Here is a 25,137-nt window from a genome sequence, read left to right on the forward strand (position 1 = left end):
GGCGGATGAACGGGCGATGCAGGGGCACACTGTAAACGCTCCGGGCCGCACTGGTGGCCTGGATCGACAGCGGTTGCTGGCGGTGTGGCTACGGGCTGGGGTTGCCCGCAGGCGCTTTCAGCACGGCAGACAGCTGGGCCAGGGCCTCGTCACAGGGCGCGCGCAGTTTGAAATCCAGCTCGGCATCGGCTCGCGTGGCGCCCAGGTTGATGGCTGCCACTGGCAATCCCTGCTGCTTGGCCGCATGCACGAAGCGCAGGCCGGAATAGACCATGAGCGAGCTGCCGACCACCAGCAGGGCGCGGCTGGCACCGAGCTGCTCCATCGCATATTGCTTGCGGGCAAGCGGCACATTCTCGCCGTAAAACACCACATGGGGCTTCAGAATGCCGCCGCACACCGGGCACGCAGGTACCGAAAAGGCTGAAAAATCCACGCCGCTCAGGTCGGCATCGCCATCCGGTGCGGCAGGTGCATTGTGGTGGTGCCAATGCGGGTTGGCGGCCACCAGCGCATGTTGAAAAGCGGCACGTGGGCTGATGGTGCCGCAGCCCATGCAGATGACCTCGTCGAGGCGGCCGTGCAGATCCACCACATTGCGGCTGCCTGCCTGCTGGTGCAGGCCGTCAACATTCTGCGTGATGACGGCTTGCACCAAGCCTGCGTGCTCCAGCTGCGCGAGCGCCTGGTGTGCAAGATTGGGCCGCGCCTGTGAAAAAACGGGCCAGCCTGCCAGGCTGCGCGCCCAGTAGCGCTGGCGCGTGGTGGCATGTGCCATGAAGTCCTGGAAATTGACCGGGGCGGGGCGCTTCCATGCACCGTGCTCGTCGCGGTAGTCGGGAATTCCGCTGCCGGTGCTGATGCCGGCACCGGTGAGCACCGTCCAGGGGTGGTGGCGGGTCAGCACGGCGGTCAGATCCTGCAGCGTGCAGGAGGAGGGCGAGGAAGAGGTGATCGACATGGGTGGCACTAGAGATGGCCGCCATCATGGCATGGGCCGAAAGCCAGGGTGAATGGGTCGGCGGGGCTGTGTTTTGAAGCACGAATTTCGTGTGGCACGAAATTCGTGTAAACTTCGATCCATGAAGAATTTGACCATCACCGTGGACGACAGTGTGCTGGAGTGGGCGCGCGTAGAGGCGGCCCGCCGGGGTACCAGTGTTTCGCGCATGGTAGGCGACTTCATGGCCGAGATGAAGCAGCGCGAAGACACCTACGAGCGGGCCTATCTCGCCTGGCGTACCGACGAGCGCACCTGGCAGGGCGGCGTTGGCGCTGCTGAAAAGGAAGCGCGCAGTGCACAATTGGTGCGCGCTGGTGGCCAAAATGGCAAAAATAACCCCAGCGACAAGAAGGAGCAGGCATGAGCACGGTGTTTGTGGACACCTCGGTCCTGATCGCATCCGAAAACGTATCGGACGGCGCGCTGTACGAGGCCACCCTGGGCTGGCTCGACTGGCTCTGGCGCACACGCACGGGCCGCACCGGCAGCCAGGCCCTCACCGAGTTCTACGATCAGGTCACCACTGCCGCCAACCCCATGCCCCAGGGCGATGCCCGGGCTGCCATCCGCCGTTACCAGACCTGGACGCCATGGAAAACCGATGCCGCCACGCTGGAGACCGCATGGGCCGTGCAGGCCCGCCATGCCTTGGATTTTGGCGACTGTCTGGCTGTGGCCTGCGCCCAGCACAGCGGCTGCCGCCACATGCTGAGCCTGCACCTGCCCCATGGTGCAGAGTTTGGCGGCGTGACCGTGCTGCACCCGCTGCTGCAGTCCGCTCCCCAAGAAGAGAAGGCGTAAGAACGTGTTTACGATCTCCTCGTGCTGCGTAGAGATCGTAAACACGTTCTAAGCGCCGTCCCAATTGGTCAACCCGTGCCCTGTGTGAAAGACTCCACCCCATGACCGTTCCAGACACCCAGTCCAAAGCCCTGCAACGCATCCGCGCCGATGTGCGCGCCATGCAGGGCTACCATGTGCAGGCCTCGCAAGGCCTGCTGAAGATGGACACGATGGAGAACCCGTACCGCCTGCCTTCCGAGCTGCAAAAGCAGCTGGGCGAGCGGCTGGGAGCCCTCGAAATCAACCGCTACCCGGGCGAGCGCCAGGAAGTCCTGAAAAACATGCTGGCCAGCTATGCAGGCGCGCCGGCGGGCTCGGTCGTGCTGCTGGGCAATGGTTCGGACGAACTCATCACTCTGCTGGCGCTGGCTACTGCGCAGCCTGCCCAGGGCGGCCGCGCCACCATGCTCGCGCCGATGCCCGGCTTTGTCATGTACCCGCTGTCGGCCAAGCTGCAGGGGCTGGACTTCATCGGTGTCGATCTGACGGCCGATTTTGACCTGGACGTGCCCGCCATGCAGGCGGCGATAGCCACCCGCCAGCCTGCCATCACCTACCTCGCCTATCCCAACAACCCCACGGCCACGCTGTGGGATGAAGACAAGGTGCAGGCCGTCATCGATGCGGTAGCGCAGGTGGGAGGCCTGGTGGTGATGGACGAGGCCTACCAGCCCTTTGCCTGCCGCAGCTGGATCACCCGCATGCAGGCAGAGCCGCAGCGCAACGCGCATGTGCTTTTGATGCGCACGCTCTCCAAGTTTGGCCTTGCGGGCGCGCGCCTGGGCTACCTGATCGGGCCTGCGGCCATCGTCAATGAGCTGGACAAGGTGCGGCCGCCCTACAACGTGAGCGTGCTCAATTGCGAAGCTGCTATCTTTGCGCTGGAGCACGAAGCGCTCTACGCGGAGCAGGCCGCGGCCATCCGCGCTGAACGCCAGCCGCTGATCGACGCGCTGGTGGCCATTGCCGGTGTCGAGAAAGTCTGGCCGTCCGAGGCGAACATGGTGCTGCTGCGCGTGCGCGATGCAGGCCGGGTGCAGGCCGAGATGAAGGCGCGCGGTGTACTGGTGAAGAACGTCTCTGCCATGCACCCCCTGTTGAACAACTGCCTGCGCCTGACCGTGGGCACCCGCGAAGAAAACGCCCAGATGCTGGCGGCATTGAAAGAAAGCCTATGAGCAATATCATCCCCTCTGCAGCCCAACCACTGCCCCGCATCGCCGAGGTGCAGCGCAACACGGCGGAAACCCGCATCGCCGTGCGCGTCAACCTCGACGGCACCGGCAAGGCGCGCCTTCACTCCGGCATCGGGTTTCTCGACCACATGCTCGACCAGATCGCCCGCCACGGCCTGATCGATCTGGACATCGAATGCGCAGGCGACTTGCACATTGACGGGCATCACACAGTCGAAGACATCGGCATCACCCTGGGCCAGGCCTTTGCCAAGGCCGTGGGCGACAAGAAAGGCATCCGCCGCTACGGCCACGCCTATGTGCCGCTGGACGAAGCGCTCTCGCGCGTGGTGATCGACTTCTCGGGCCGCCCCGGCCTGCACATGGAAGTCAAGTTCACCGCAGGTAGCATCGGCCAGTTCGACACGCAGCTGGTGTATGAGTTCTTCCAGGGGTTTGTGAACCATGCGGGCGTTACCCTGCACATCGACAACCTCAAGGGGTTCAACGCCCACCACCAATGTGAAACCATCTTCAAGGCCTTTGCACGTGCGCTACGCTTTGCGCTGGAGCATGATGAGCGCATGGCGGGCGTCATCCCTTCCACCAAGGGTGCTCTCTAAATAAGAGCGTGTAGCAATTGCTGCATATAGTTTTTAATGTGAATTCATTCTGAAATCCCCTATCAAAAAGCGGTAGCTGCTATGAATTTGAAGGACAACACCGTGGCGGTGGTTGATTACGGCATGGGCAACCTGCGTTCGGTATCGCAGGCGGTGCAGGCCGCCGCAGCCGGCTCGGCGGTGCAGGTCGTGGTCACCTCGGACCCGGATGTGGTGCGCGCTGCCACCCGCATCGTGCTGCCCGGCCAGGGCGCCATCCGCGATTGCATGGCCGAACTCAGGGCCTCCGGCCTACAGGAGAGCGTGCTCGAAGCTGCGGCCACCAAACCGCTGTTTGGCGTGTGCGTGGGCATGCAGATGCTGCTCGACCACAGCGAAGAAGGTGATACCCCGGGCCTGGGCCTGATTGCCGGACAGGTGAGAAAATTTCAGCTGGCGGGCCGCTTGCAGGCAGACGGCAGCCGGTTCAAGGTGCCGCAGATGGGCTGGAACCAGGTGCGCCAGGCGACCCCGGCGGGCAAGCCGCATCCGGTCTGGCAAGGGGTGCCGGACGAATCGTATTTCTACTTCGTGCACAGCTTCTATGCCGAGCCCGCAGAGGCCAGCCAATGCCACGGCACGGCCGAGTATGGCGAGCGCTTTGCATGTGCGATTGGCCGCGATAATATTTTTGCGACACAATTCCACCCAGAAAAGAGTGCGGACCAGGGCCTGGCGCTGTACCGTAACTTCCTGCACTGGAATCCCTAAGTCTTTTTCTCAATCCTTTTTGTTTTCAACGTCAGCCAACCACCACCATGCTGCTCATTCCTGCCATTGATCTGAAGGACGGTCACTGCGTACGCCTGAAACAGGGCGATATGGATCAATCCACCACGTTCGGCGAAGACCCTGTCGAGGTTGCGCGCCGTTGGTTTGATGCGGGCGCGCGCCGCCTGCATCTGGTGGATTTGAATGGCGCATTTGCCGGTCAGCCCAAGAACCTGCATGTCATCAAGGCGATCCTCCAGGAGTTCGGCGATGAACTGCCGGTGCAATTGGGCGGCGGCATCCGCGACCTGGACACCATCGAGCGCTATATCGATGCCGGCATGCAGTACGTCATCATTGGCACCGCAGCCATCAAGAACCCCGGTTTTCTGCAGGATGCCTGCACTGCATTTGCCGGTCACATCATCGTGGGCCTCGATGCCAAGGACGGTATGGTGGCCACTGATGGCTGGAGCAAGATCACCAACCACTCGGTCATCGAAACGGCCAAGCGCTTCGAGGACTGGGGTGTGGAGTCGATCATCTATACGGACATCGGCCGCGATGGCATGTTGACTGGCATCAATGTAGATGCCACGGTCAAGCTGGCACAGGCCATCCGCATTCCGGTGATCGCATCGGGCGGCCTGTCGGGCATGGCCGATATCGAGGCGCTCTGCGCGGTCGAATCCGAAGGCGTGGAAGGCGTGATCTGTGGCCGCGCCATCTACACCGGCGACCTCGATTTCGAAGCGGCGCAGAGCCGCGCCGATGAGTTGAGCGAAGGCTGAAGCCAGCTGCTCCGCTTGCCAAGCCGCACGCTGTGCGGCTTTTTCTATTGCAACAAACCGTTGGCGTGTGTGTCAGGGGGCTGTCTGAAAAATGCCAGCCGCAGCGGTGGAAAGGCGATGCTGGCGCGTTGTCGTACTGGCGAATCCTGGTTGAACATTGATAAATGTCAACAAATGCCAGTTGTTACCGCGTGGCACATATGATATGGGCCAAATTCGCCGCAATTTCCCGGCGTATCGGACAATAGGCCTCGCGCGAAATGTCAGAATCCATAGCAGATGCTGGACACGCATTCCGCAGACTGTTAGAAAGCACCCCGTGATACTCGTGACTGGCGGAGCCGGCTATATCGGCTCTCACCTCTGTGTTGCCCTCGCAGAAGCAGGGCTGCCTTTTTTGATCCTGGATAACTTCAGCAATGCGCGCCGCTCGGTGTTGCAGCGGCTGGAGAAGATCTTGGGTTTCGCGCCTCCGTGTATCGATGCTGACGTGCGCGACACCGCCATGCTTGAGCAGTTGTTTGACGAGCAGCATTTCGATGCGGTGATCCACAACGCCTTTCTCACATCATCAGCGGACGCCGCGCGCGAGCCGCTGCGTTATTACGACAACAATGTCTCTGGCACCGTGGGCCTGTTGCGTGCGATGCAGACCGCTGGCATCCGCAATCTGATTGTCTCGTCGTCGGCCATCGTCTATGGCGACACGCCTGCCATGCCGGTGCGCGAGGATGCGCAGGTCTGCGCGAGCACGCCCTATGGGCAGACGGCCCTGATGGTTGAGCAGGTGCTCTCCAGCCTGGATGAGGCCTCCCCCAAGCGCTGGCGCATGGCGTTGCTGCGCAGCTTCAATGCCGTGGGTTGCCACGAAAGCGGCCTGATCGCCGAAGACCCGCCACGCATGTCCACCCATGTGGCGCCTTACCTGGCCCAGGTGGCAGCGGGCAAGCGCGACTGCCTGCGCATCTTCGGCAACGACTATGCCACCCCGGACGGCTCGCCGGTGCGCGACTACCTGCACGTGACCGATCTGGCGCGTGCCTATGTCGCCACCTTGCACTATCTGCGGGGCCACGCGGGACTGCTCAAGCTCAATATCGGGTCGGGCCAGCCGACATCGGTGCTCGGGCTGGTGCGCGCGTTCGAACATGCCAATGGCCGCGCCGTGCCTTTCCGTGTCGGGCCGCGCCGCAATGGCGATGCGGCCCACTGCTGGGCTGATATCAGCCAGGCGCGTGCGCTGCTGGGCTGGCAGCCGCAGCTGGGGCTCGATCGCATGATGGAAGACGTCTGGCGCTGGCAGATCGGCATGGGCCGCAGTGTGCATTGATCCTGTGGGTCCCTTCCGGAAAACCGCCGCAGAAATCGCTGATTTCGCGGCGGTTTTTCATTGTCAGACCTTGGCAGAGGGTTCCTGCAGCTTTGTGTGGGTGCCCTGTGGCTGCGGTGACGCACAGGTGAAGAGGGCAGGGGCTTTTCACCGGCGAATGGCTACCGCCAAGGCCTGGCGTGGTATGGTTTTGCCCTGTAGAAAATTCGCCTGCCTTCTTCCATCTTTCACGAGAGTCTCCATGCTTGCCAAACGCATCATCCCCTGCCTGGACGTCACGGGCGGCCGTGTCGTCAAAGGTGTCAATTTTGTCGAACTGCGTGATGCTGGCGACCCGGTGGAAATCGCGGCGCGCTACAACGCGCAGGGTGCGGACGAGCTGACTTTCCTGGACATCACCGCCACCAGCGATGGGCGTGACCTGATCCTGCCCATCATCGAGGCCGTGGCCAGCCAGGTGTTCATCCCTCTGACCGTCGGCGGCGGCGTGCGTACGGTCGAAGACGTGCGCCGACTGCTCAATGCCGGTGCGGACAAGACCAGCTTCAACTCGGCAGCCATTGCCAATCCGGAAGTCATCAACGCCGCCAGCGACAAGTACGGTGCGCAATGCATCGTGGTGGCCATTGATGCCAAGCGCCGCAGCGCGCAGGACGAGCAACGCATCGGTGCCAATGGCCAGCCCGTAGGCGCAGGGTGGGATGTGTACAGCCATGGCGGCCGCCAGAACACAGGCATGGATGCCGTGCGATGGGCCTCTGAAATGGCCACCCGTGGGGCCGGGGAGATTCTGCTGACCAGCATGGACCGCGATGGCACCAAGAGCGGCTTTGACCTGCAACTGACGCGCGCCGTGGCTGATGCCGTTGGCGTGCCCGTGATCGCATCGGGTGGTGTTGGCAATCTGGAGCACCTGGCCGATGGCGTCACTGTGGGGGGGGCGGACGCGGTGCTGGCCGCCAGCATCTTCCATTACGGCGAATACACCGTGGGGCAGGCCAAGGCACTGATGGCGCAGCGGGGCATTCCTGTGCGGCAGTAGACACTTCCTGGCCTTGCGGGCCAGACGCGCTAAAAAAGAGCTGCCAACGCCTGGCTTCAGGGCGCTGGCAGCTCTTTTTTTGTCGTCTCATTTTTGATCTCCACCCTGCTGCTGGGTCTCTTTGCGCTTCGGCATGTCAGCAGGGAAGACGCCTTTGTCATTATTTTTAAAATATATCTAACCAGTTTTTTTGTAAATTCTGACCAATGCTGCCTGCGTGCAGGAGTGTGCTGTGACCCAAGCACACGCCGGATTTCCGGCCCTTTTCATAGGGAGAAAAGCTTTTGCATAGAATTATTAACAATTCGATTAAAACTTATAAGTTGATTTATTTGTACAATAGTTACAAATATTAATAAACAATAGCAGATCTTAGATCTATTTGATATTTAAGAGCCTGTATCAGCACGCAAAGCGGCGGAGGGTGGGGTGTCGAGGATATGTCCTCGCACTCCCACACTCCGCCGCTTTGCATTTGCTGGTGCGCTTTGTTGGATGAAGAGCAATGATGACCATGAAAAAAACGCATCGGAACCCGGCACCCACCCAGGCACAGTCTTCCTTGGTCTCAGATGCCCTCAGAACGACGCATGTCTCGCGCTGGCGTCTCGGGGTGATGGGGGGAGTTCTGGCCATGGCTGCGGCCGTTACAGCACCGGCGCAGGCGCAGGTTCAGCGTATTTTTCTCAACCCGAGTTTTGAGACACCGACACTTCCGAATGGCTGTTACAGGCTGATCCCCAGTGACAATGTCCCGGGCTGGGAAACGACCCATCCAGCCGGCGCCACCAGTGGCACCTGCAGCATGACTGGCCTGTTGACGACAGGCGGGCTGATCGAGATGTGGAGCACAGGCTTCAGCTCCGTCAATGCAAGAGATGGCCGGAATTTTGTGGAGTTGAATGCCAACCAGGCTTCCCGCCTCTACCAGAGAATATGCCTGGTCCAAGGTGAGACGGTGGGCTGGCAGTTCAGCCACCGGGGGCGTTCGAGCACCACAACCAGAGATGTCGCCGAGGTCAAGATCGGTGCCGCCACGGCGGTGGCACGGGTGGGGACAACATCGAATGGCAGTATGGATACTCCTCAGGCCATACTGGGGTCAATCAATACGCCACCGAGCCCGAATGGTGGCTGGCGGGACTACAGCGGCTCCTTTCCCTACACCGGAGCGACTGGCGGCACCAACTTTGGATTTGAGTCCATCAGCTCTGCGGGTGGAGACAATTCGGTGGGCAATTTTCTGGACAACGTCCAGTTGAACCTGACTCCGTTTGTCGATTTCTCCAAGACCAGCTATTCCACCCTGGAAGGTGACGGGGCCGCCCAGCTGGGAACTGACCGACCCACCTTTCGGGTGAATGGCGTGGTTCCTGCGGGAGGCATGACCGTCACCGTCAAGATTACCGGCGGAAGTGCGGTGCGAGGTACCGATTACTACACGAACACCAGCAACGGTACCAGCGATACCTTGACGATCGTTGTGCCAGCCGGCATCTACGACGGCATATCGTCTGCCAGCATGTTCCAGCTGCCGATCTACATCGCCGGCAATACCGTGGCGGAGTCCAACAGGACCATCGGCATGGCAATTCAGCCAGCAGCCCAGTATGCGCGCAGCTCCAATGACGTGTGCGGCCAGGATGCCGCGCCTGCGGTCTACACCATTGTGGATGACGATGGCCCCTTGAACGTGACCAAGACTGTGGCATCGGCTCCTGTACCGGTGTCTGGCAAACCCGATCAGTTCGATATTGGCTACACCGTCGTGGTAACGAATGACGCGGTGAGCTCCAGAAACTACACGCTGACCGACACGCCGGGCTTTGATGGCGATGTGACCATCAACAGCCTGCAGTCCCTGACTTGTGTTCGTTCTGGAGGGAACAATGCCAATTGCGGTGGCAATGGCCCGACCTTGCCTGTCAACAGCGCAGGCCCATGGGCATTGAGGGGATCCCATGTCCTCGCGAGCGGGGAGACCGAAACTTATTCGATGGTTGTGCGCTTCACGATCAAGCCGGGCAAGGTGGGGGCTGACATTTGTGACGGCACCGCCGGCAAGGGCTTGTTCAACAGTGTCACGGCCAATGTCACAGGCTCGGGTGCGGGCAGCAGCAGCGCCGCTGCCTGCCAGAACACGCCCACCCCGGTGTGGGTTACGCTCAACAAGAGCCTGACGGGCCGTATCGCGTCAACCGATCAGTTCCAGATCCGCATGTCTTCCGGAGGCATTCCGGCATCCAGCGCAACCACGACTGGCACTACCGTACCCGCCACTGCAACCACTGGCCTGCAGGTGCTCCAGGCAGGCAAGACGCTGCAGTTCTTTGAGGCCCTCAAGGCCAATGGCACGGGTGCAGACCAGTTGCCCAGCGCGTACACATCCAGCATCAGTTGCACGGGCTCCACGGCAGCAGCGCCCAGCGGCCCGGGAACCGCGCAGGGCACGCAATTGCAATGGCCCGAGTTCAACCCCGTAGCCGGTGACAACATCGTCTGCACCATCACCAACGCCCCCATCACCTATAACGTCACGGCCACGGTCAACCCGGTGGGCGGGGGCGTTGTCAATGGCGGCAGCGCCAGTTGCACGCCATCACCGGTAGCGAGCGGCGTCTCCAGCACCTGCCAGGTCACCACCATCACACCGGGTTGGAGCTTCACAGGCTGGACGGGCGCCGCCTGCAGTCAGGGCCAGAACACAAACAACTGCACCTTGACGCCCACGAACGCCGACATGGCCGTGGTGGCCAATTTCTCGCCACTGCCGGGTACCTTGACGGTCAGCAAGACTGTGTCTGGTGGCCCCAGCCCGCTTCCCGCGCTGAGCTTCCCTTTCACCGTGAATTGCACAGGGGGCTCGGCTCCATTCAGTACCAGCAGCAGTGTGTCCGCCGGTAGTTCGGCGCAGGTGACCGGCATTCCCGCAGGCTCCACCTGCAGCGTGACCGAAGGCAGCAAGCCTGCCGTGCCTGGCTATACCTGGGGGGCAGAGCAAATCACGAACCCTTCGGGGGCCATGGCTCCCGGTGGCGCATTGGCGGCAGGCATTGCCAATTCTCTCAGTGCCAATCCAGGCACCTTGACGGTGAGCAAGACCGTGACAGGCGGCCCCAGCCCGCTGCCTGCCCTGAGCTTTCCTTTCAGCGTGAGTTGCACCGGTGGTGCAGCACCCGCTGGCGGCTTCTCCGCGAGCGGTAGTGTGTCTGTAGGGTCCTCGGCATCGGTTGGCAATATCCCAGCCGGCTCCAGCTGCACGGTGACTGAAGGGGCCAAGCCGCCGGTAGCCAATTACACCTGGGGAACAGAGCAGATCACGAATCCTGGTGGCCCCATGGCAGCGGGCGGCACGCTGGCAGCTACGATCGCCAACTCCCTGACACGCGATCAGGTGAGCGTCACCATCAACAAGACGGTGACGGGCGCGCCAGCCACTGGTGCGCCAGGCAACTATGGTTTCTCGCTGGTCTGCGATACCGGCACCTACACCGGCGCGGTGGGCATTGCGGCCAATGGCGTCTCCGGCAGCACCACGGTGCAGGTGCCGAAAGGAGCCACATGTTCCGCCCTGAATGAAACCGGCAAGGCCACACCGCCTGCGAACTACAGCTGGGCTGCGGAAAGCACGACCCCGCCAGCGGGCGCCATCGCCACTGGTGCCGTGGGCAGCATCGTCAACCCGCTCAAGACCAATGCCAAGGTCACCCTGCAAAAGACGGGTCCACGTGTCGTACTGACCGGTGAGCAGTTCAACTACACATTGACGCTGACCAACACTGGCGAGCTGCCGACGGGACCGGTCCTGACCGTGCAGGATCTGCTGCCTGAAGGCATGGAGTTCGTGTCGGCCCAGGGCGACATCTGTACTGGCGCTGCCAGCGACAAACAGACCTTGCTGACCTGCGCCGTGCCTGGCCCCTTGACCGAGGCCGGCGGCGCCACGCCTTCGGCAACCTTCACCGTGACGGTCAAGGCACCGGCCACGGCGGGGGCCTTGACCAACTACGCAGCAACCCACCCCAGCGGCAGCGGCAATCCGCCAAGCCCGCCAGGCGCCGCCTGCGATGCGACAACGACCAGCTGCGCCAACTGGTCCACCGATGTGAACACGCCAGCGGCGCTGACGGTGGAGAAGTCTGCACCTGCGATCAATGCCGCCGCAGGTCTTAACCAGTACACGGCAAGCTACCAGCTGACGGTGAGGAACACGGGCGGCTCGGAGGGCAGCTACACGCTCTCTGACACCCCTGGCTTTGCCGGCAGTGCCACCTTGACCAGCATCAATGCCCAGCCAGCTGGCGGCGGTGTGCTGGGAGGCAGTGCCTTTCCGCGCAGCAACCCAGCCAACGGAGCCGAGCAGCAGATTGGCGCATCCAGCCTGCCCATCGCAGCCGGTGCAACGCACACCTATACGGTCACCATTGATTACACGATGGTGGGGGGCACGGCGTTGGCCTGCAACGGCAGTGCCGGCAATGGCGCCTTCAATACCGCCAGCATTACGGGTACAACGGCTGCAAGTGCCAATGCCTGCGGCGACCTGACAGGGCAGGCCACAGCTGGAATCACGCTCAAGAAGGCATGGAGTAACGGCAAGAGCGGTGATGCGGTGAGCCTGGCCATCACTGGCTCCGGCGTGACCGGTGCGGTGGGCGGCAGCTCGGCCGTGGGCGGCGCAGTGGTGGATGCCACGGCGACGGCCATCGTGGGTAGCACCGTGGCGATTGCAGAAGGCTGGACGGCAGGCAACAGTGCCAACTATGACGTGGCCTACAGCTGCGACAACGGCATTGGCGCTGTCACCAGCTTTGCCATGCCCAATGCGGCAGTCACCTGCACGGTCACCAACACGCGCAAGAGCGCGCAGCTCAAGCTGGCCAAGCAGTGGATCAACGGCACCAGCGGTGAGACGGTCAACATCACGGCGGCCTACAACGGCACCACGGCCTCCATCATCTCGACCGCCACGGACTCGGACAAGACCGATACCGGCACCAACGCGGCTACCGTGTATGCGGGCGACGTGCTGACGCTGCCCGAAGAAGTGTTCTCCAATCCTGACAACGCAGCAAAGTACACCAAGACGGTGTCGTGCAGTGCTGGCAGCCTGGCGGGCAAGGATCTGACGGTGCCAGCCGGTGCGCCTGAGTTGCTGTGTACCTACAAGAACAGCGGCTTGCCGCAGGTCTCGGCCACCAAGGTGGCAGAGCCTGCTGCGCTGATCAAGGGAGCGTCGGGCCAGAAATACGTGATCACCGTGACGGTGGCCGGTGCGCCGACCACAGACGTGATCACGATTGCCGATGCACTGCCCAGCGGCATCAAGCTGTCGGGTGCGCCGACGGTAGAGGCGGGCACGGGAGCGAGCGTGCCCAAGCTGGAAGCCTGCGGTGCAGCGGGAGACACCAGCCTGGGAGCGAACTGCGTACTCAGTGGCACTACAAGCGTGGCTCTGAGCCTGGGCACCTACATCATCACGATCCCCATCGACACGAGTGATGCCACCGTGGGGACGACAGCGGGCACCAACACAGCGCACCTGAGCGGCGGAGGCGACCCAGCCTGCAAACTCGATGGCAACCCGCTGGCCTGCAACCCCAGCACGGAGGATGTACCGGTGAATACGCCAGCTGCGCTGACGGTGGAGAAGTCTGCACCTGCGATCAATGCCGCCGCAGGTCTTAACCAGTACACGGCAAGCTACCAGCTGACGGTGAGGAACACGGGCGGCTCGGAGGGCAGCTACACGCTCTCTGACACCCCTGGCTTTGCCGGCAGTGCCACCTTGACCAGCATCAATGCCCAGCCAGCTGGCGGCGGTGTGCTGGGAGGCAGTGCCTTTCCGCGCAGCAACCCAGCCAACGGAGCCGAGCAGCAGATTGGCGCATCCAGCCTGCCCATCGCAGCCGGTGCAACGCACACCTATACGGTCACCATTGATTACACGATGGTGGGGGGCACGGCGTTGGCCTGCAACGGCAGTGCCGGCAATGGCGCCTTCAATACCGCCAGCATTACGGGTACAACGGCTGCAAGTGCCAATGCCTGCGGCGACCTGACAGGGCAGGCCACAGCTGGAATCACGCTCAAGAAGGCATGGAGTAACGGCAAGAGCGGTGATGCGGTGAGCCTGGCCATCACTGGCTCCGGCGTGACCGGTGCGGTGGGCGGCAGCTCGGCCGTGGGCGGCGCAGTGGTGGATGCCACGGCGACGGCCATCGTGGGTAGCACCGTGGCGATTGCAGAAGGCTGGACGGCAGGCAACAGTGCCAACTATGACGTGGCCTACAGCTGCGACAACGGCATTGGCGCTGTCACCAGCTTTGCCATGCCCAATGCGGCAGTCACCTGCACGGTCACCAACACGCGCAAGAGCGCGCAGCTCAAGCTGGCCAAGCAGTGGATCAACGGCACCAGCGGTGAGACGGTCAACATCACGGCGGCCTACAACGGCACCACGGCCTCCATCATCTCGACCGCCACGGACTCGGACAAGACCGATACCGGCACCAACGCGGCTACCGTGTATGCGGGCGACGTGCTGACGCTGCCCGAAGAAGTGTTCTCCAATCCTGACAACGCAGCAAAGTACACCAAGACGGTGTCGTGCAGTGCTGGCAGCCTGGCGGGCAAGGATCTGACGGTGCCAGCCGGTGCGCCTGAGTTGCTGTGTACCTACAAGAACAGCGGCTTGCCGCAGGTCTCGGCCACCAAGGTGGCAGAGCCTGCTGCGCTGATCAAGGGAGCGTCGGGCCAGAAATACGTGATCACCGTGACGGTGGCCGGTGCGCCGACCACAGACGTGATCACGATTGCCGATGCACTGCCCAGCGGCATCAAGCTGTCGGGTGCGCCGACGGTAGAGGCGGGCACGGGAGCGAGCGTGCCCAAGCTGGAAGCCTGCGGTGCAGCGGGAGACACCAGCCTGGGAGCGAACTGCGTACTCAGTGGCACTACAAGCGTGGCTCTGAGCCTGGGCACCTACATCATCACGATCCCCATCGACACGAGTGATGCCACCGTGGGGACGACAGCGGGCACCAACACAGCGCACCTGAGCGGCGGAGGCGACCCAGCCTGCAAACTCGATGGCAACCCGCTGGCCTGCAACCCCAGCACGGAGGATGTACCGGTGAACATGCCAGCGGCGCTCCTCGTGAGCAAGACCAATGGCGTGAACCAGCTGACGGCGGGCACCCAGACCACGTACACGGTGACCATCACCAATACCGGCGGCACGGTGGCAAACGGGGTGGAGTGGCGCGACGCGGTGGTCAGCGGCCTGTCGGGCATCACCAGCATTGCCCCGGGGGCTGCTTCGGCCGGGTCTGATCTTGGCACCTGCGCAGGCCTGGCTTGCACGGGTATCACGGTGGCGGCCAATGGTGGCTCAGTCAGTTACACCGTGACTGGCACCGTCGGGGCAGCAGCACCTGGGGCGCGGGCCGTGAACACGGCCAACGTGGTGGGCGGCGGCTGCGTAGCCGGTGTTGGCACTGAGCCCAGCACGCCAGCGAGCTGTACCGCCACTGACAGCGATCCGATCGAGCCGGTGCCGCCGGTGGTCGTCGACCCGCCTTTCATCACCAAGGCTGCCGCACTGGGCAGTGACGGACATGTGAAGTGGAGCATCGTGCTGGACAATCCCAATCCTGCGGCGATGGTGGTGCAGATGCGTGACCCGATGCCCGATGGCATGACGTTTGTCAGCGGCAGCGTGAGCTGCGCGGCCAATGGCGCCTCCACGGTAGTGGCGCCGCCTGCGGGCTGCTACTACGATCAGGCCAACAACCGCCTTGTCGTGGATGCCACGCTGGCACCGGACAACGGAACTGCCACAGGTGCAAACCGGGTCGAGGTGGTGTTTGAGGCGCAGTTCGTGGCCACTCCCGCCCCTGTCACCAATACGGCGCAGGCCTGTTGGGACACGCAGAATGATCCGGCAGGCATCAATGCCTGTACGGCGAGCCTTTCGGCTGCCGCCACCTACACGCCGGGCCCGAAACCGCCCGCAGTGCCTGCGCCCGTGCCGGTGGATTCGCGCACGATGCTGTTGCTGCTGGCCGTACTGCTGATGCTGGCTGCAGGCTGGCAGAGCAGGAGCGGCAGGCGATAGGGCGCGATAGGCGTTGAACTGACGGTGGAAGGCTGGCGTGCGGAGCGCCAGCCTTTTTTATTTCTTTTCCTTGTCAACCCGGAATTACTGATTGCTATAAAAGAATGAGCTGTCTGCGCTTTATGGATATGCGATACAGCTACTGAAAATGTGAAATCTATTGCTGGATAAGCGCACTTTGCTCACTTTTTTACGAAGAAAAATCAATGCCCGGGACATCGTTTGGCGGGTTCAGGGGGTATCGCAGATCGCCGACAATCGCCACATGACTTGGCTAGACGACATAAAGTGGGATGCGCAGGGTCTGGTGCCCGTGATTGCGCAGGAAAAAGGCTCGGGCGACGTCCTGATGTTTGCCTGGATGAACCGCGAGGCGCTGCAGAAGACGGCAGAGCTGCAGCGGGCGGTGTACTTCAGCCGCTCGCGTGGCAAGCTGTGGTTCAAGGGCGAGGAATCCGGCCACGTGCAGCAGGTGCACGAGATCCGCATCGACTGCGACAATGATGTGATCCTCCTGACCGTGACGCAAACCGGCCATGAGCCGGGCATTGCCTGCCACACGGGCCGCCACAGCTGTTTCTACAGCGTGCTGCGCGAAGGCCAGTGGCAACCGGTCGATCCGGTCTTGAAAGATCCCGAATCCATCTATAAATAATTGCCATGGCCCAAAGCCCTGGCCCGAAGCCTTCGCCATAAGGGCAGGGCGAAATACATTGTTGTTATGACCGAAAAGAATTCTTCTTCTGCCCTGCCTGCAACCGATGCGCTGATGCGCCTGGCGGAGCTGCTGGAGTCGCGCAAGCCCGCCAATGGTGGCGATCCAGAGTCCAGCTACGTGGCCCGCCTGCTGCACAAGGGGCCGGATGCATTTCTGAAGAAAGTGGGCGAAGAGGCTACCGAAGTCGTGATGGCTGCCAAGGATGTCGACCACGGCGCGCCCGCAGCCAAGCTGGTGTACGAAGTGGCCGATCTGTGGTTTCATACCATGGTGGCGCTGGCCCACTATGGCCTCAGCCCGCAGGATGTGGTCAATGAACTGGTGCGCCGTGAAGGCTTGAGCGGCCTGGAAGAAAAGGCCATGCGCAAGGTCAAGAGTCGTGAAGCCGAAGAAGGGAGTGTTCCATGAGTGATGTGATCGAAGTCAAAGCCGTGGATGCGGCCGAAATGGAAAGCCTGAAAACCTGGGGTTGGGTGAGCTATTTTCTGCACCTGATCGTGGCAGTGGCTGCGGTGGTGCCGAGCGCGCAGGTCAGCGTATTTCTGCTTGTCGTGGCGTTGGTGATTGATCTGGTCAAGCGTGGCGATGCCAGGGGAACCTGGCAGGAGAGCCATTTTTCCTGGCGCATCCGCAGTGTGATCTGGGCGGGCATCCTGTATGTGGTGACGGCACCGCTGTGGATATTCTTTCTGGTGCCGGGCTGGATCGCCTGGACCATTATCTCGATCTGGTTTCTCTACCGCATCGTGCGCGGCATGGTCGCCATGAACAAGGACCAAGCCATCCATGGCTAACCACATCGAGCCGGCAGACGGCGCGCTGTCCCCGCAGGCAGCCGAGGCGGGCGGAACTGCGCCGCAGCGCACACGGCTTGCACGGTCCAAGGGCGTTGACGAGAATACGCCGCCCATCAGCCTGGCGCTGCAGGGCGGCGGTTCGCACGGCGCTTTCACCTGGGGGGTGCTGGACGCCCTGTTGGAAGAGCGCAGCCTGTGGTTTGAAGGTGTCAGCGGCACCAGTGCCGGGGCCATGAACGCCGTGGTGATGGCCTATGGCTATGGCCGCGCGGCCGTCGAAATCAAGGACCGGCGCGAAGCCCATGAAGCGGGCTGTGAAGCCGCCCGGGCCAGCCTGCGCCAGTTCTGGGAAGGCGTGGGCACCATGGGCAGCCTGATGGCGGGCGTGCCTGCGGCGGGCAAGGCCATCATGGACATGATGAGTCAGTGGTTCTCGCCCTACCAGACCAACCCGCTCGATATCAATCCGCTGCGCCGCCTATTGGAACGCGTGGTGGATTTTGACTTTCTGCAGCAGGAGCAGGGCAAGAGCGCACCGCGCGTCTTCGTCTGCGCCACCAATGTCCGCACCGGCAAGGGCGAAGTCTTCAGCGGCAAGCGGCTCTCGGCAGACGCAGTGATGGCGTCCGCCTGCCTGCCCATGCTGTACAAGGCAGTCGAGGTGGGTGACCAGTTCTACTGGGACGGTGGCTATTCCGGCAATCCGCTGCTCTATCCGCTGATTTACCAGACGGGCAACAGCGATGTATTGCTGGTGCAGCTCAACCCCATCGAGTATGACGAGGTGCCGTCCAACGCGCAGGAAATCATGGACCGCGTCAACGAGATCACATTCAACGCCAGCCTGCTGGCCGAGTTGCGTGCCATGGGCTTTGTGCGTCGTCTGCTGGAAGAGGGCAAGCTCGACTCCGAGCGCTACAAATACATGCTGATGCACCATGTGGATGGCGGCAAGGTGCTCAAGGCCTATGGGGCATCGAGCAAAAACCGCTCCGACATGGCCTTTGTGCGCGAGTTGATGGACAAGGGGCGCGAATCGGGCCTTGCGTGGCTCAAGCGCCACCGCGCCGATGTCGGCGTGCGCTCAGGCTTCAAGGTGTGACGTCGCTGTCGCCCGTGCTGCGGGTGCAGGAGATAGATTGCGCTATGCTTGGTATAGCTGCATGCGCACAGTGGATGCGCGCCAAGGCATCTTTTTACTCATGAATCTTATGCACGATCCAAACTGCATTTTCTGCAAAATCATTGCGGGCGATATCCCTTCGAGCAAGGTGTATGAAGACGAGGACATGCTGGTCTTCAAGGACATCCACCCGTCCGCACCCGTGCATTTGCTGATGGTGCCCAAGGGCCACATCCCGTCGATGGCCCAGGTGAGCGCCGACGATGCCCCCCTTCTGGGTCGCATGCTGGTCAAGGCGCCCGAACTGGCCCGGGCCAATGGCTGCAACCCTTATCCCGAAGGCGGTTTTCGCCTGATGGTGAATACGGGCGAAGAGGGCGGCCAGGAAGTGCACCACCTGCACATCCACATCCTGGGAGGCGCGCGCCCCTGGCGCAAGGGCTGATTGCAGCCATCGCTCAGGTAATACCGCGCTGCGTGACAGTATTACGAAACTTGCAGGCGCCCGGGGCGTCTAAAATGTTTGCATTCGCAAGGAGAAATTCATGGGTTCCTTTTCTATTTGGCATTGGCTGATCGTTCTGGCCATCGTGGTGCTGGTGTTTGGCACCAAAAAGCTCAAGAACATCGGCTCGGACCTGGGCGGTGCCGTCAAGGGCTTCAAGGATGGCATCAAGGACGGCAACGAAAGCGCCGCTGCCCCAACATCTACCACTACGGCTCAGCAGCAGGTGGGCCAGACTCCCGTGGCGGACAAGACCACGATCGACGTCGAAGCCAAGAACAAGGGCTGATGCGCTGCATGCTCGTGACGACCGTGCTGGCCATGCCCGTGCGGCCGCAGTCGCTGGCCTGCCATCGTTGGGACTGGAATGTTTGATCTCGGTATCTCCAAAATGGCCTTGATCGGTGCGGTGGCACTGATCGTGATCGGCCCTGAAAAACTGCCGCGCGTGGCCCGCACGGTTGGCACCTTGCTGGGCAAGGCGCAGCGCTATGTCAATGACGTGAAGGCCGAGGTCAATCGTTCGATGGAGCTCGACGAGCTGCGCAAGATGAAGGACAGCGTCGAATCGGCAGCGCGCGATGTGGAAAGCACGATCCGCACCAATGCCTCCGATTTCGAAAAGAACCTGAACGACGAGGCGCATGGCGTCAAGGGCGCACTGTCGGGGGAGTCGTCGGCGGGCGAAGACAGCTTCTACACCGCAGACCCTTATGCCGAGAGCTATGGCAGCACGGCTTCGTCCGTCTCTCCGGTGTACCAGCACCCGCGCAAGAACTGGCGTGTCAAACGCGGCGCGACCCCCCAGTGGTACAAGCACCGCGCAGGCGTGCGTACCCACGTGCAATCGGGGGCAGCCCGGGTCGCCCGTTTCCGGCCCAAGTCACGCGGACCCAAGGCGTGATGCGGAAAATGCAGGGTAGCGGCTTCGCGTGCGCCCGCAACTGACGGCAGGCACCTGTTCACAAGAATTTTTCCATGTCCGAAACTCCCTCCCAAGAAGACGAACTGGCCGGCACCGAGCAGCCCTTCGTGCAGCACCTGATGGAGCTGCGCAACCGCCTGGTCTACAGCATTGGCGGCATTGTCGTGGCCTTGATCCTGCTGGCCATCTGGCCGGGCCCCGATGGGCTGATGAACTTCATCGCCCACCCCATCAAGGCACACATGCCGCCTGACGCCAAGCTGATTGCCGTTGGCGTGTTCTCGCCCTTCATCGTTCCGCTCAAGGTGCTGGGGATGGCGGCGGTGCTGCTGGCCCTGCCCTGGATCATGTACCAGCTGTGGGCCTTTGTGGCTCCCGGGCTCTACAGCCATGAAAAGCGCTTTGCACTGCCACTGATCTTTTTTGGCAGCCTGCTGGCCTACGCGGGCATTGCCTTTGTGCAATTGTTCGTGCTGGACCGCATGTTCGGCTTCATCCAGCATTTCACGCCGTCGAGCGTGGCGGCAACGCCGGATATCGCCTCTTATGTCGAAGCCATTCTGTCGCTGTATCTGGCTTTCGGCCTGGCGTTTCAGGTGCCGATCGTGGTGATCCTGCTGGTGCGTCTGGGCATTGTCGAAATTGACAAGCTCAAGTCCTTTCGCGGGTACTTCATCGTGCTGGCCTTCATCATTGCCGCAGTGGTGACGCCGCCCGATGTGCTCTCGCAGATCTCGCTGGCGGTGCCCATGTGCATTCTGTACGAGATTGGCATCTGGGGTGCAACTTGGTTCTCGCGCAACGCGCCAAAGAAAGACGAAGAGGCGGATTCCAACAGCGCAGCCTGAGCGGCTGCAGATGCGATGGCCCGTTACGGGTCTCAAGAGCAAAAAAAAGCCCCGGATGCTTGCGAGCACGGGGCTTTGTTCTTTGTTTTTGCCGATACTCGCTGCGGGGGGCCTCTCGGTTGAAGATTGCTACAAAAAGCAGAGTTTCTTGTGCTTGAGGCTATAGAATTTCAGCGATTTCCCTTGGCGTTGGCAGCGGCATTGCAGCAAGCGGTGTCAGCTGAAATGCCGGGAATGTACTCTGCCAGGGCCTGGAGGCCGGTTCCTATGGACAGCGGTTCAGCGTCGCCCCTGAGGCATCTGCGGCACGGCGCGCCCGCTGGCGGGGCGGGTATCCGGCGTGATGCGGATGGTCAGGCTGCTTTCGTTACGGCGAATCTGCATCTGCGCTTCGGTGCCCGGCATCAGGCCGGCCACGGCGGTCAAAAGCTCCTGCACATGGCGTACGGGCTTTTCGCCCACCTGAGTGATTACGTCGCCAGGGCGGATGCCGGCCAGGGCTGCCGGGCCATTTTGCAGCACACCGGTGATGATGACGCCTTCGTCGGCTTTCACGCCGAAGGTTTCGGCCAGCTCGGGCGTCAGGTCGTTGGGTTCCACACCGATCCAGCCGCGCGTTACCTTGCCGTCGCGCACGATGCTGTCGAGCACATTCTTGGCAATGGCCACGGGGATGGCAAAGCCGATACCCATGCTGCCGCCCGAGCGTGAATAGATGGCGGTGTTGATGCCCACGAGGTTGCCATTCACATCGACCAGCGCGCCGCCGGAGTTGCCGGGGTTGATGGCGGCATCGGTCTGGATGAAGTTCTCGAAGGTGTTGATGCCCAGCTCGCTCCTGCCCAGTGCGCTGATGATGCCGCTGGTAACCGTCTGGCCTACGCCGAAGGGGTTGCCGATGGCCAGCACCTGGTCACCGACTTCGACCGATTCCGAATTGCCCAGAACGATCACGGGCAGCTTGTCCAGCGTGATCTTGAGAATGGCCAGATCGGTTTCCGGGTCGGTGCCAATCACTTGTGCCTTGGATTTGCGGCCATCGGTCAGGGTTACTTCGATGTCGTCGGCTGCTTCCACCACATGGTTGTTGGTCAGCACATAGCCATCGGGGCTGATGATGACGCCGCTGCCCAGGCCTGCCTGGTTCTGTACGCCCTGGTCGCCAAAGAAGAACTGAAACCACGGATCGTTGGCACGCGGATGGCGGACCTCGGTGCTGGTATTGATGCTGACCACGGCGGGGGCGGCCTTCTTGGCCGCTGGGCTGAAACTGCTGGTGGCGACTGCGGCATGGGTGCTGTCGTCCTTGGGCGCTTCAATCAGGGCGATGCCCGCATTGCTGCGCACATTTTTATTGCGCTGCAGCCAGCTGGGCTGCAGCGTAGCCACGACGAAATAGATGCCAAGCAGTACGGTGACCACCTGGGTAAACAGAAGCCAGAGGCGTTTCATAGAGGCGAGAGGGATGAGGAAGCCATGGATCTGGAGCGCACCGGTGGCGGCCCCGCATGGGGTGATTATGTCATTCGTGTCCGGACGCCTCTGCTTTTGCGGCCGCGCCACCCCTTTGTATCGCGCACGGAGGCTGCGGGCATCGCTGATGGCGATGGCTGGTGGGTGCTTGGGCGGCGATTGCTGCCAGGGTTTATACCTAAAATCGTCGTTTTGACTGCGCCTTTCCTGCACATTGCGGTTCCTCGCGAACTGGCCATCCTCCAGGCTTGCCTGCCACGATCCCGTACCCCGGCGATCCCGAACCCGGTGATTGCGCTCATAACTGCGCCGCATTGCACCGCGCTGTCTTCTGAACGCTAGAGGACACATGACTTCGCAAACCTTCCCCCAAGGCGCTGCCGCTGCAGCGCCTGCCCGCGCGTTGACGCGCGGCGACTACAAGACTCTGGGCCTGTCCGCCCTGGGCGGCACCTTGGAGTTCTATGACTTCGTGGTGTTCGTCTTTTTTGCCAACGTGATTGGCTCGCTGTTCTTTCCAGCCGAAATGCCGGACTGGCTGCGCCAGCTGCAGACGCTGGGCATTTTTGCTGCCGGCTACCTCGCACGGCCGCTGGGCGGCATACTGATTGCGCACTTTGGCGATATCCTGGGCCGCAAGAAGATGTTCACGCTGTCCATCTTTTTGATGGCGGTGCCCACGCTGGTGATCGGCCTGCTGCCCACCTATGCCTCCATCGGCATTGCCGCGCCCTTGCTGCTCTTGCTGATGCGCGTGCTGCAGGGCGCAGCCATTGGCGGCGAGATGCCTGGCGCCTGGGTGTTTGTGGCCGAGCACGCACCGACGCGGCACTACGGCTTTGCCATCGGCGCGCTCACCTCAGGCATTACCGGCGGCATTTTCCTGGGCTCCATCATTGGCGTATGGCTCAACAGCAGCTACAGCGCCACCGAGATCCACGACTGGGCATGGCGCATTCCGTTCATTCTGGGCGGTGTCTTCGGCCTGGTGTCCGTGTACCTGCGCCGCTTTCTGCACGAGACGCCGGTCTTTCAAGAATTGCAGGCACGCAAGGAGGCCGGGCGCGAGTTGCCGATCAAGACCATTCTGCGCGAGCACCGCGCGGCCTGTGTGCTGGTGGCGCTGATGACCTGGGTGCTCTCCACCGCCATCGTGGTTGTCGTGCTGTTCACCCCCGCCTATCTGCAGAAGGTGTTCCACATTGCTCCGGCCTCGGCCATGAAGGCCAATGCGCTCGCCACGGTCACCCTGACGCTGGGCTGCGTGTTCTGGGGCTGGCTGTCGGACCGCCTGGGCACCCGCGTGGTGATGGTGGTGGGCTGGCTGGGCATGAGTGCTACCGCCTATATCTTCTACCTGGGCCTGCCGGGCACCGATGCGTCGCTGCTGTGGTCGTATGCGCTGGTGGGTTTCTTTGTGGGCAGTATCTCGCTGCTGCCGGTGGTGGGGGTTCGCGCCTTCCCGGCGCCGGTGCGGTTCACCGGACTGTCCTTTGCCTACAACATGGCTTATGCGGTGTTTGGCGGGCTCACGCCCATGCTGGTTTCCGTCTGGCAGCAGACCGATGTGATGGCGCCCGCCCACTACGTGGCAGCCATGGGCATTCTGGGCGCGGTGCTGGGTTTTTGGCCCCTGGCCAGCAAGGGCTGGCAACCGGGGTCTACCAGCGGCCGGTGAGCATGAGCAGCCCCGGCGCCCAGCAAGTGCCTACGCCGCAGGCAACGGTGTAGTGTGGCAGGAGGCGCAGGCGGCGGCCCAGGCCCATGGATACGAAGAACAGCAGCCACAGGCTGGCCCACAGCAACCAGAGTGTCGCCATGCGCCAGTCCTGTTGCACTGCAGCAAAAGCCAGGGCGCTGACAGCCACGAAGCCGCTGTACCAGCCCAGGCCCTCACCCTTGAGGCCAAACCAGTGGGTGGCCGCCGCATACAGGTAGGTGAAGGCGAACAGCAGGCCGCCCGCGCTTGCAAGGTAATCCGGCGTGCCGTCTGCGCGCACCAGCCCCAGCAGGTTGGTGAACAGCGCCAGCAGCCCCACCAGCAAGTTGAGCATCACCGTGTCCTTGGGCTCGATGCGGCCTGCCAGCGACAGGCCATTGACGATCAGAACTGCGCCGATGAAAAGAAGTGCAACGCCAAGCATGGGGAAATCAGGTGGAGGGACAGGAGGAGGGCGCGCCAGTGTAATGGCCACTCTGCGGTGGTTATCGCGTGTTTCAGGCATAAGAGAAATTCCCTTCTGAGACAATCGCGCCATGACGACCACCCGCCAAGACATGCTGCAGGCCTTCAATACCCTGCTGCAACCCGAACGATTCAAGGACTACGGCCCCAATGGCCTGCAGATCGAGGGCAAGACCGAGATCCGCAAGCTGGTGAGCGGCGTGACCGCATCGCGTGCGCTCATCGATGCGGCCATTGCTGCCGGTGCAGATGCCATCTTTGTGCACCATGGCCTGTTCTGGCGTGGGTATGACGGGCGCATCACCGGCTGGATGAAGCAGCGCATCGAGCGCCTGATCAAGAACGATATCAACCTGTTTGCCTACCACCTGCCGCTCGACGCCCATCCCGAGCTGGGGAACAACGCGCAACTGGGCGTGCGCCTGGGTTGGCAGGCAGACGGACGCTTCGGGGAGCAGGATCTCGGCTTTATCGGCAGTATCCCGGAAGCGCCTGCACAGCAGATTGCGGCGCAGATACAACAGGCCCTGGGTCGCTCCGTCACGCTGGCGACAAGCGAAAACCCTCGCCCCATCTGTCGCATGGCCTGGTGTACCGGAGGGGCGCAAAGCTTTTTTGAGGCCGCCATCGCGGCCGGTGCCGATGGCTTTTTGACGGGCGAAATCTCGGAACCGCAGGCGCATCTGGCACGCGAGACAGGGGTGAGTTTTTTTGCCGGTGGTCACCATGCCACGGAGCGCTATGGTGCGCCCGCTGCGGCATCGCTGGTCGCGCAGCAACTGGGCATTGCGCACGAGTTCATCGACATTGATAACCCAGCTTGATTTAGCTATATATTTAATAGCTTAAAGCGCTCAATGGTTGCGCGCTGTAGCTTGTTTTCTCTC

General features: G+C 62.1%; 23 protein-coding genes. 20 read left to right on the plus strand and 3 right to left on the minus strand.

Annotation, left to right across the window (positions count from 1 at the left end):
- Positions 1-88: 88 nt before the first annotated feature.
- Complete coding sequence (locus ACH2DG_RS08495; RefSeq protein WP_395025475.1) at positions 89-961, minus strand: NAD-dependent protein deacetylase; 873 nt, start codon at positions 959-961, stop codon at positions 89-91.
- Between the two features lie 121 nt (positions 962-1,082).
- Between ACH2DG_RS08495 and ACH2DG_RS08500 the strand changes: the two genes are divergently transcribed.
- From ACH2DG_RS08500 to tatC, 17 genes are all read left to right on the plus strand, one after another.
- Positions 1,083-1,367 (plus strand): DUF6364 family protein, encoded by a 285-nt coding sequence (locus tag ACH2DG_RS08500; protein WP_395025476.1) that lies wholly within the window; start codon positions 1,083-1,085, stop codon positions 1,365-1,367.
- Positions 1,364-1,804 (plus strand): PIN domain-containing protein, encoded by a 441-nt coding sequence (locus ACH2DG_RS08505; protein ID WP_395025478.1) that lies wholly within the window; start codon positions 1,364-1,366, stop codon positions 1,802-1,804. The genes ACH2DG_RS08500 and ACH2DG_RS08505 overlap by 4 nt, the downstream gene beginning before the upstream one ends.
- A gap of 101 nt (positions 1,805-1,905) precedes the next feature.
- Positions 1,906-3,024 (plus strand): histidinol-phosphate transaminase, encoded by a 1,119-nt coding sequence (gene hisC / locus ACH2DG_RS08510; RefSeq protein WP_395025479.1) that lies wholly within the window; start codon positions 1,906-1,908, stop codon positions 3,022-3,024.
- Positions 3,021-3,644, plus strand: coding sequence for an imidazoleglycerol-phosphate dehydratase HisB (gene hisB / locus ACH2DG_RS08515; protein WP_395025480.1), 624 nt, complete (start codon positions 3,021-3,023; stop codon positions 3,642-3,644). Before hisC ends, hisB begins: the two co-directional genes overlap by 4 nt.
- Positions 3,645-3,725: 81 nt before the next feature.
- Complete coding sequence (hisH, locus tag ACH2DG_RS08520) at positions 3,726-4,394, plus strand: imidazole glycerol phosphate synthase subunit HisH (RefSeq protein WP_395025481.1); 669 nt, start codon at positions 3,726-3,728, stop codon at positions 4,392-4,394.
- A 47-nt stretch (positions 4,395-4,441) separates the two neighbouring features.
- Positions 4,442-5,185 carry a 1-(5-phosphoribosyl)-5-[(5-phosphoribosylamino)methylideneamino]imidazole-4-carboxamide isomerase gene (hisA, locus tag ACH2DG_RS08525; RefSeq protein WP_395025483.1) on the plus strand — a complete coding sequence of 248 codons (744 nt, stop codon included), beginning with the start codon at positions 4,442-4,444 and terminating at the stop codon, positions 5,183-5,185.
- Between the two features lie 319 nt (positions 5,186-5,504).
- Positions 5,505-6,515, plus strand: coding sequence for a UDP-glucose 4-epimerase GalE (gene galE / locus ACH2DG_RS08530; RefSeq protein WP_395025485.1), 1,011 nt, complete (start codon positions 5,505-5,507; stop codon positions 6,513-6,515).
- Between the two features lie 241 nt (positions 6,516-6,756).
- Entirely contained in the window at positions 6,757-7,557 is an 801-nt protein-coding gene (gene hisF, locus ACH2DG_RS08535) for an imidazole glycerol phosphate synthase subunit HisF (protein ID WP_395025487.1), read from the plus strand.
- Positions 7,558-8,362: 805 nt separating this feature from the next.
- Entirely contained in the window at positions 8,363-15,676 is a 7,314-nt protein-coding gene (locus ACH2DG_RS08540) for a beta strand repeat-containing protein (RefSeq protein WP_395025488.1), read from the plus strand.
- 265 nt (positions 15,677-15,941) lie between these two features.
- On the plus strand, positions 15,942-16,331 hold the full coding sequence (gene hisI, locus ACH2DG_RS08545) for a phosphoribosyl-AMP cyclohydrolase (RefSeq protein WP_395025490.1): 390 nt from the start codon (positions 15,942-15,944) through the stop codon (positions 16,329-16,331).
- Between the two features lie 66 nt (positions 16,332-16,397).
- On the plus strand, positions 16,398-16,802 hold the full coding sequence (locus tag ACH2DG_RS08550; protein WP_395025492.1) for a phosphoribosyl-ATP diphosphatase: 405 nt from the start codon (positions 16,398-16,400) through the stop codon (positions 16,800-16,802).
- Positions 16,799-17,188, plus strand: a complete 390-nt coding sequence (locus ACH2DG_RS08555; RefSeq protein WP_395025494.1) for a DUF4870 family protein — start codon at positions 16,799-16,801, stop codon at positions 17,186-17,188. Before ACH2DG_RS08550 ends, ACH2DG_RS08555 begins: the two co-directional genes overlap by 4 nt.
- A complete protein-coding gene (locus tag ACH2DG_RS08560) occupies positions 17,181-18,293 on the plus strand; it encodes a patatin-like phospholipase family protein (protein ID WP_395025496.1) in 1,113 nt (370 codons plus the stop codon). Before ACH2DG_RS08555 ends, ACH2DG_RS08560 begins: the two co-directional genes overlap by 8 nt.
- A 109-nt stretch (positions 18,294-18,402) precedes the next feature.
- Positions 18,403-18,759, plus strand: a complete 357-nt coding sequence (locus ACH2DG_RS08565; RefSeq protein WP_395025498.1) for a histidine triad nucleotide-binding protein — start codon at positions 18,403-18,405, stop codon at positions 18,757-18,759.
- A gap of 100 nt (positions 18,760-18,859) precedes the next feature.
- The gene (tatA, locus tag ACH2DG_RS08570) at positions 18,860-19,108 is read left to right on the plus strand and encodes a Sec-independent protein translocase subunit TatA (RefSeq protein ID WP_395025500.1); all 249 of its coding nucleotides are present in this window, start codon (positions 18,860-18,862) and stop codon (positions 19,106-19,108) included.
- 78 nt (positions 19,109-19,186) lie between these two features.
- Entirely contained in the window at positions 19,187-19,723 is a 537-nt protein-coding gene (gene tatB / locus ACH2DG_RS08575) for a Sec-independent protein translocase protein TatB (protein WP_184707079.1), read from the plus strand.
- 74 nt (positions 19,724-19,797) lie between these two features.
- Positions 19,798-20,592, plus strand: coding sequence for a twin-arginine translocase subunit TatC (gene tatC / locus ACH2DG_RS08580; RefSeq protein WP_395025502.1), 795 nt, complete (start codon positions 19,798-19,800; stop codon positions 20,590-20,592).
- Between the two features lie 279 nt (positions 20,593-20,871).
- Here the strand turns inward: tatC and ACH2DG_RS08585 are convergent, their stop codons facing one another.
- Entirely contained in the window at positions 20,872-22,044 is a 1,173-nt protein-coding gene (locus ACH2DG_RS08585) for a S1C family serine protease (RefSeq protein ID WP_395025503.1), read from the minus strand.
- 24 nt (positions 22,045-22,068) lie between these two features.
- Between ACH2DG_RS08585 and ACH2DG_RS08590 the strand changes: the two genes are divergently transcribed.
- Together ACH2DG_RS08590 and ACH2DG_RS08595 are read left to right on the plus strand one after the other, a co-directional pair.
- Positions 22,069-22,407 carry a hypothetical protein gene (locus tag ACH2DG_RS08590; protein ID WP_395025504.1) on the plus strand — a complete coding sequence of 113 codons (339 nt, stop codon included), beginning with the start codon at positions 22,069-22,071 and terminating at the stop codon, positions 22,405-22,407.
- A 7-nt stretch (positions 22,408-22,414) separates the two neighbouring features.
- Positions 22,415-23,743 (plus strand): MFS transporter, encoded by a 1,329-nt coding sequence (locus ACH2DG_RS08595; RefSeq protein WP_395025506.1) that lies wholly within the window; start codon positions 22,415-22,417, stop codon positions 23,741-23,743.
- Here the strand turns inward: ACH2DG_RS08595 and ACH2DG_RS08600 are convergent.
- Complete coding sequence (locus ACH2DG_RS08600; RefSeq protein WP_395025507.1) at positions 23,727-24,209, minus strand: AmiS/UreI family transporter; 483 nt, start codon at positions 24,207-24,209, stop codon at positions 23,727-23,729. The genes ACH2DG_RS08595 and ACH2DG_RS08600 overlap by 17 nt on opposite strands.
- A gap of 112 nt (positions 24,210-24,321) precedes the next feature.
- Between ACH2DG_RS08600 and ACH2DG_RS08605 the strand changes: the two genes are divergently transcribed.
- A complete protein-coding gene (locus tag ACH2DG_RS08605; RefSeq protein ID WP_395025508.1) occupies positions 24,322-25,074 on the plus strand; it encodes a Nif3-like dinuclear metal center hexameric protein in 753 nt (250 codons plus the stop codon).
- The last annotated feature ends 63 nt before the right edge of the window (positions 25,075-25,137 follow it).

It is taken from the genome of Comamonas odontotermitis, assembly GCF_040396735.1.
Lineage (GTDB): Bacteria > Pseudomonadota > Gammaproteobacteria > Burkholderiales > Burkholderiaceae_C > Comamonas > Comamonas odontotermitis_C.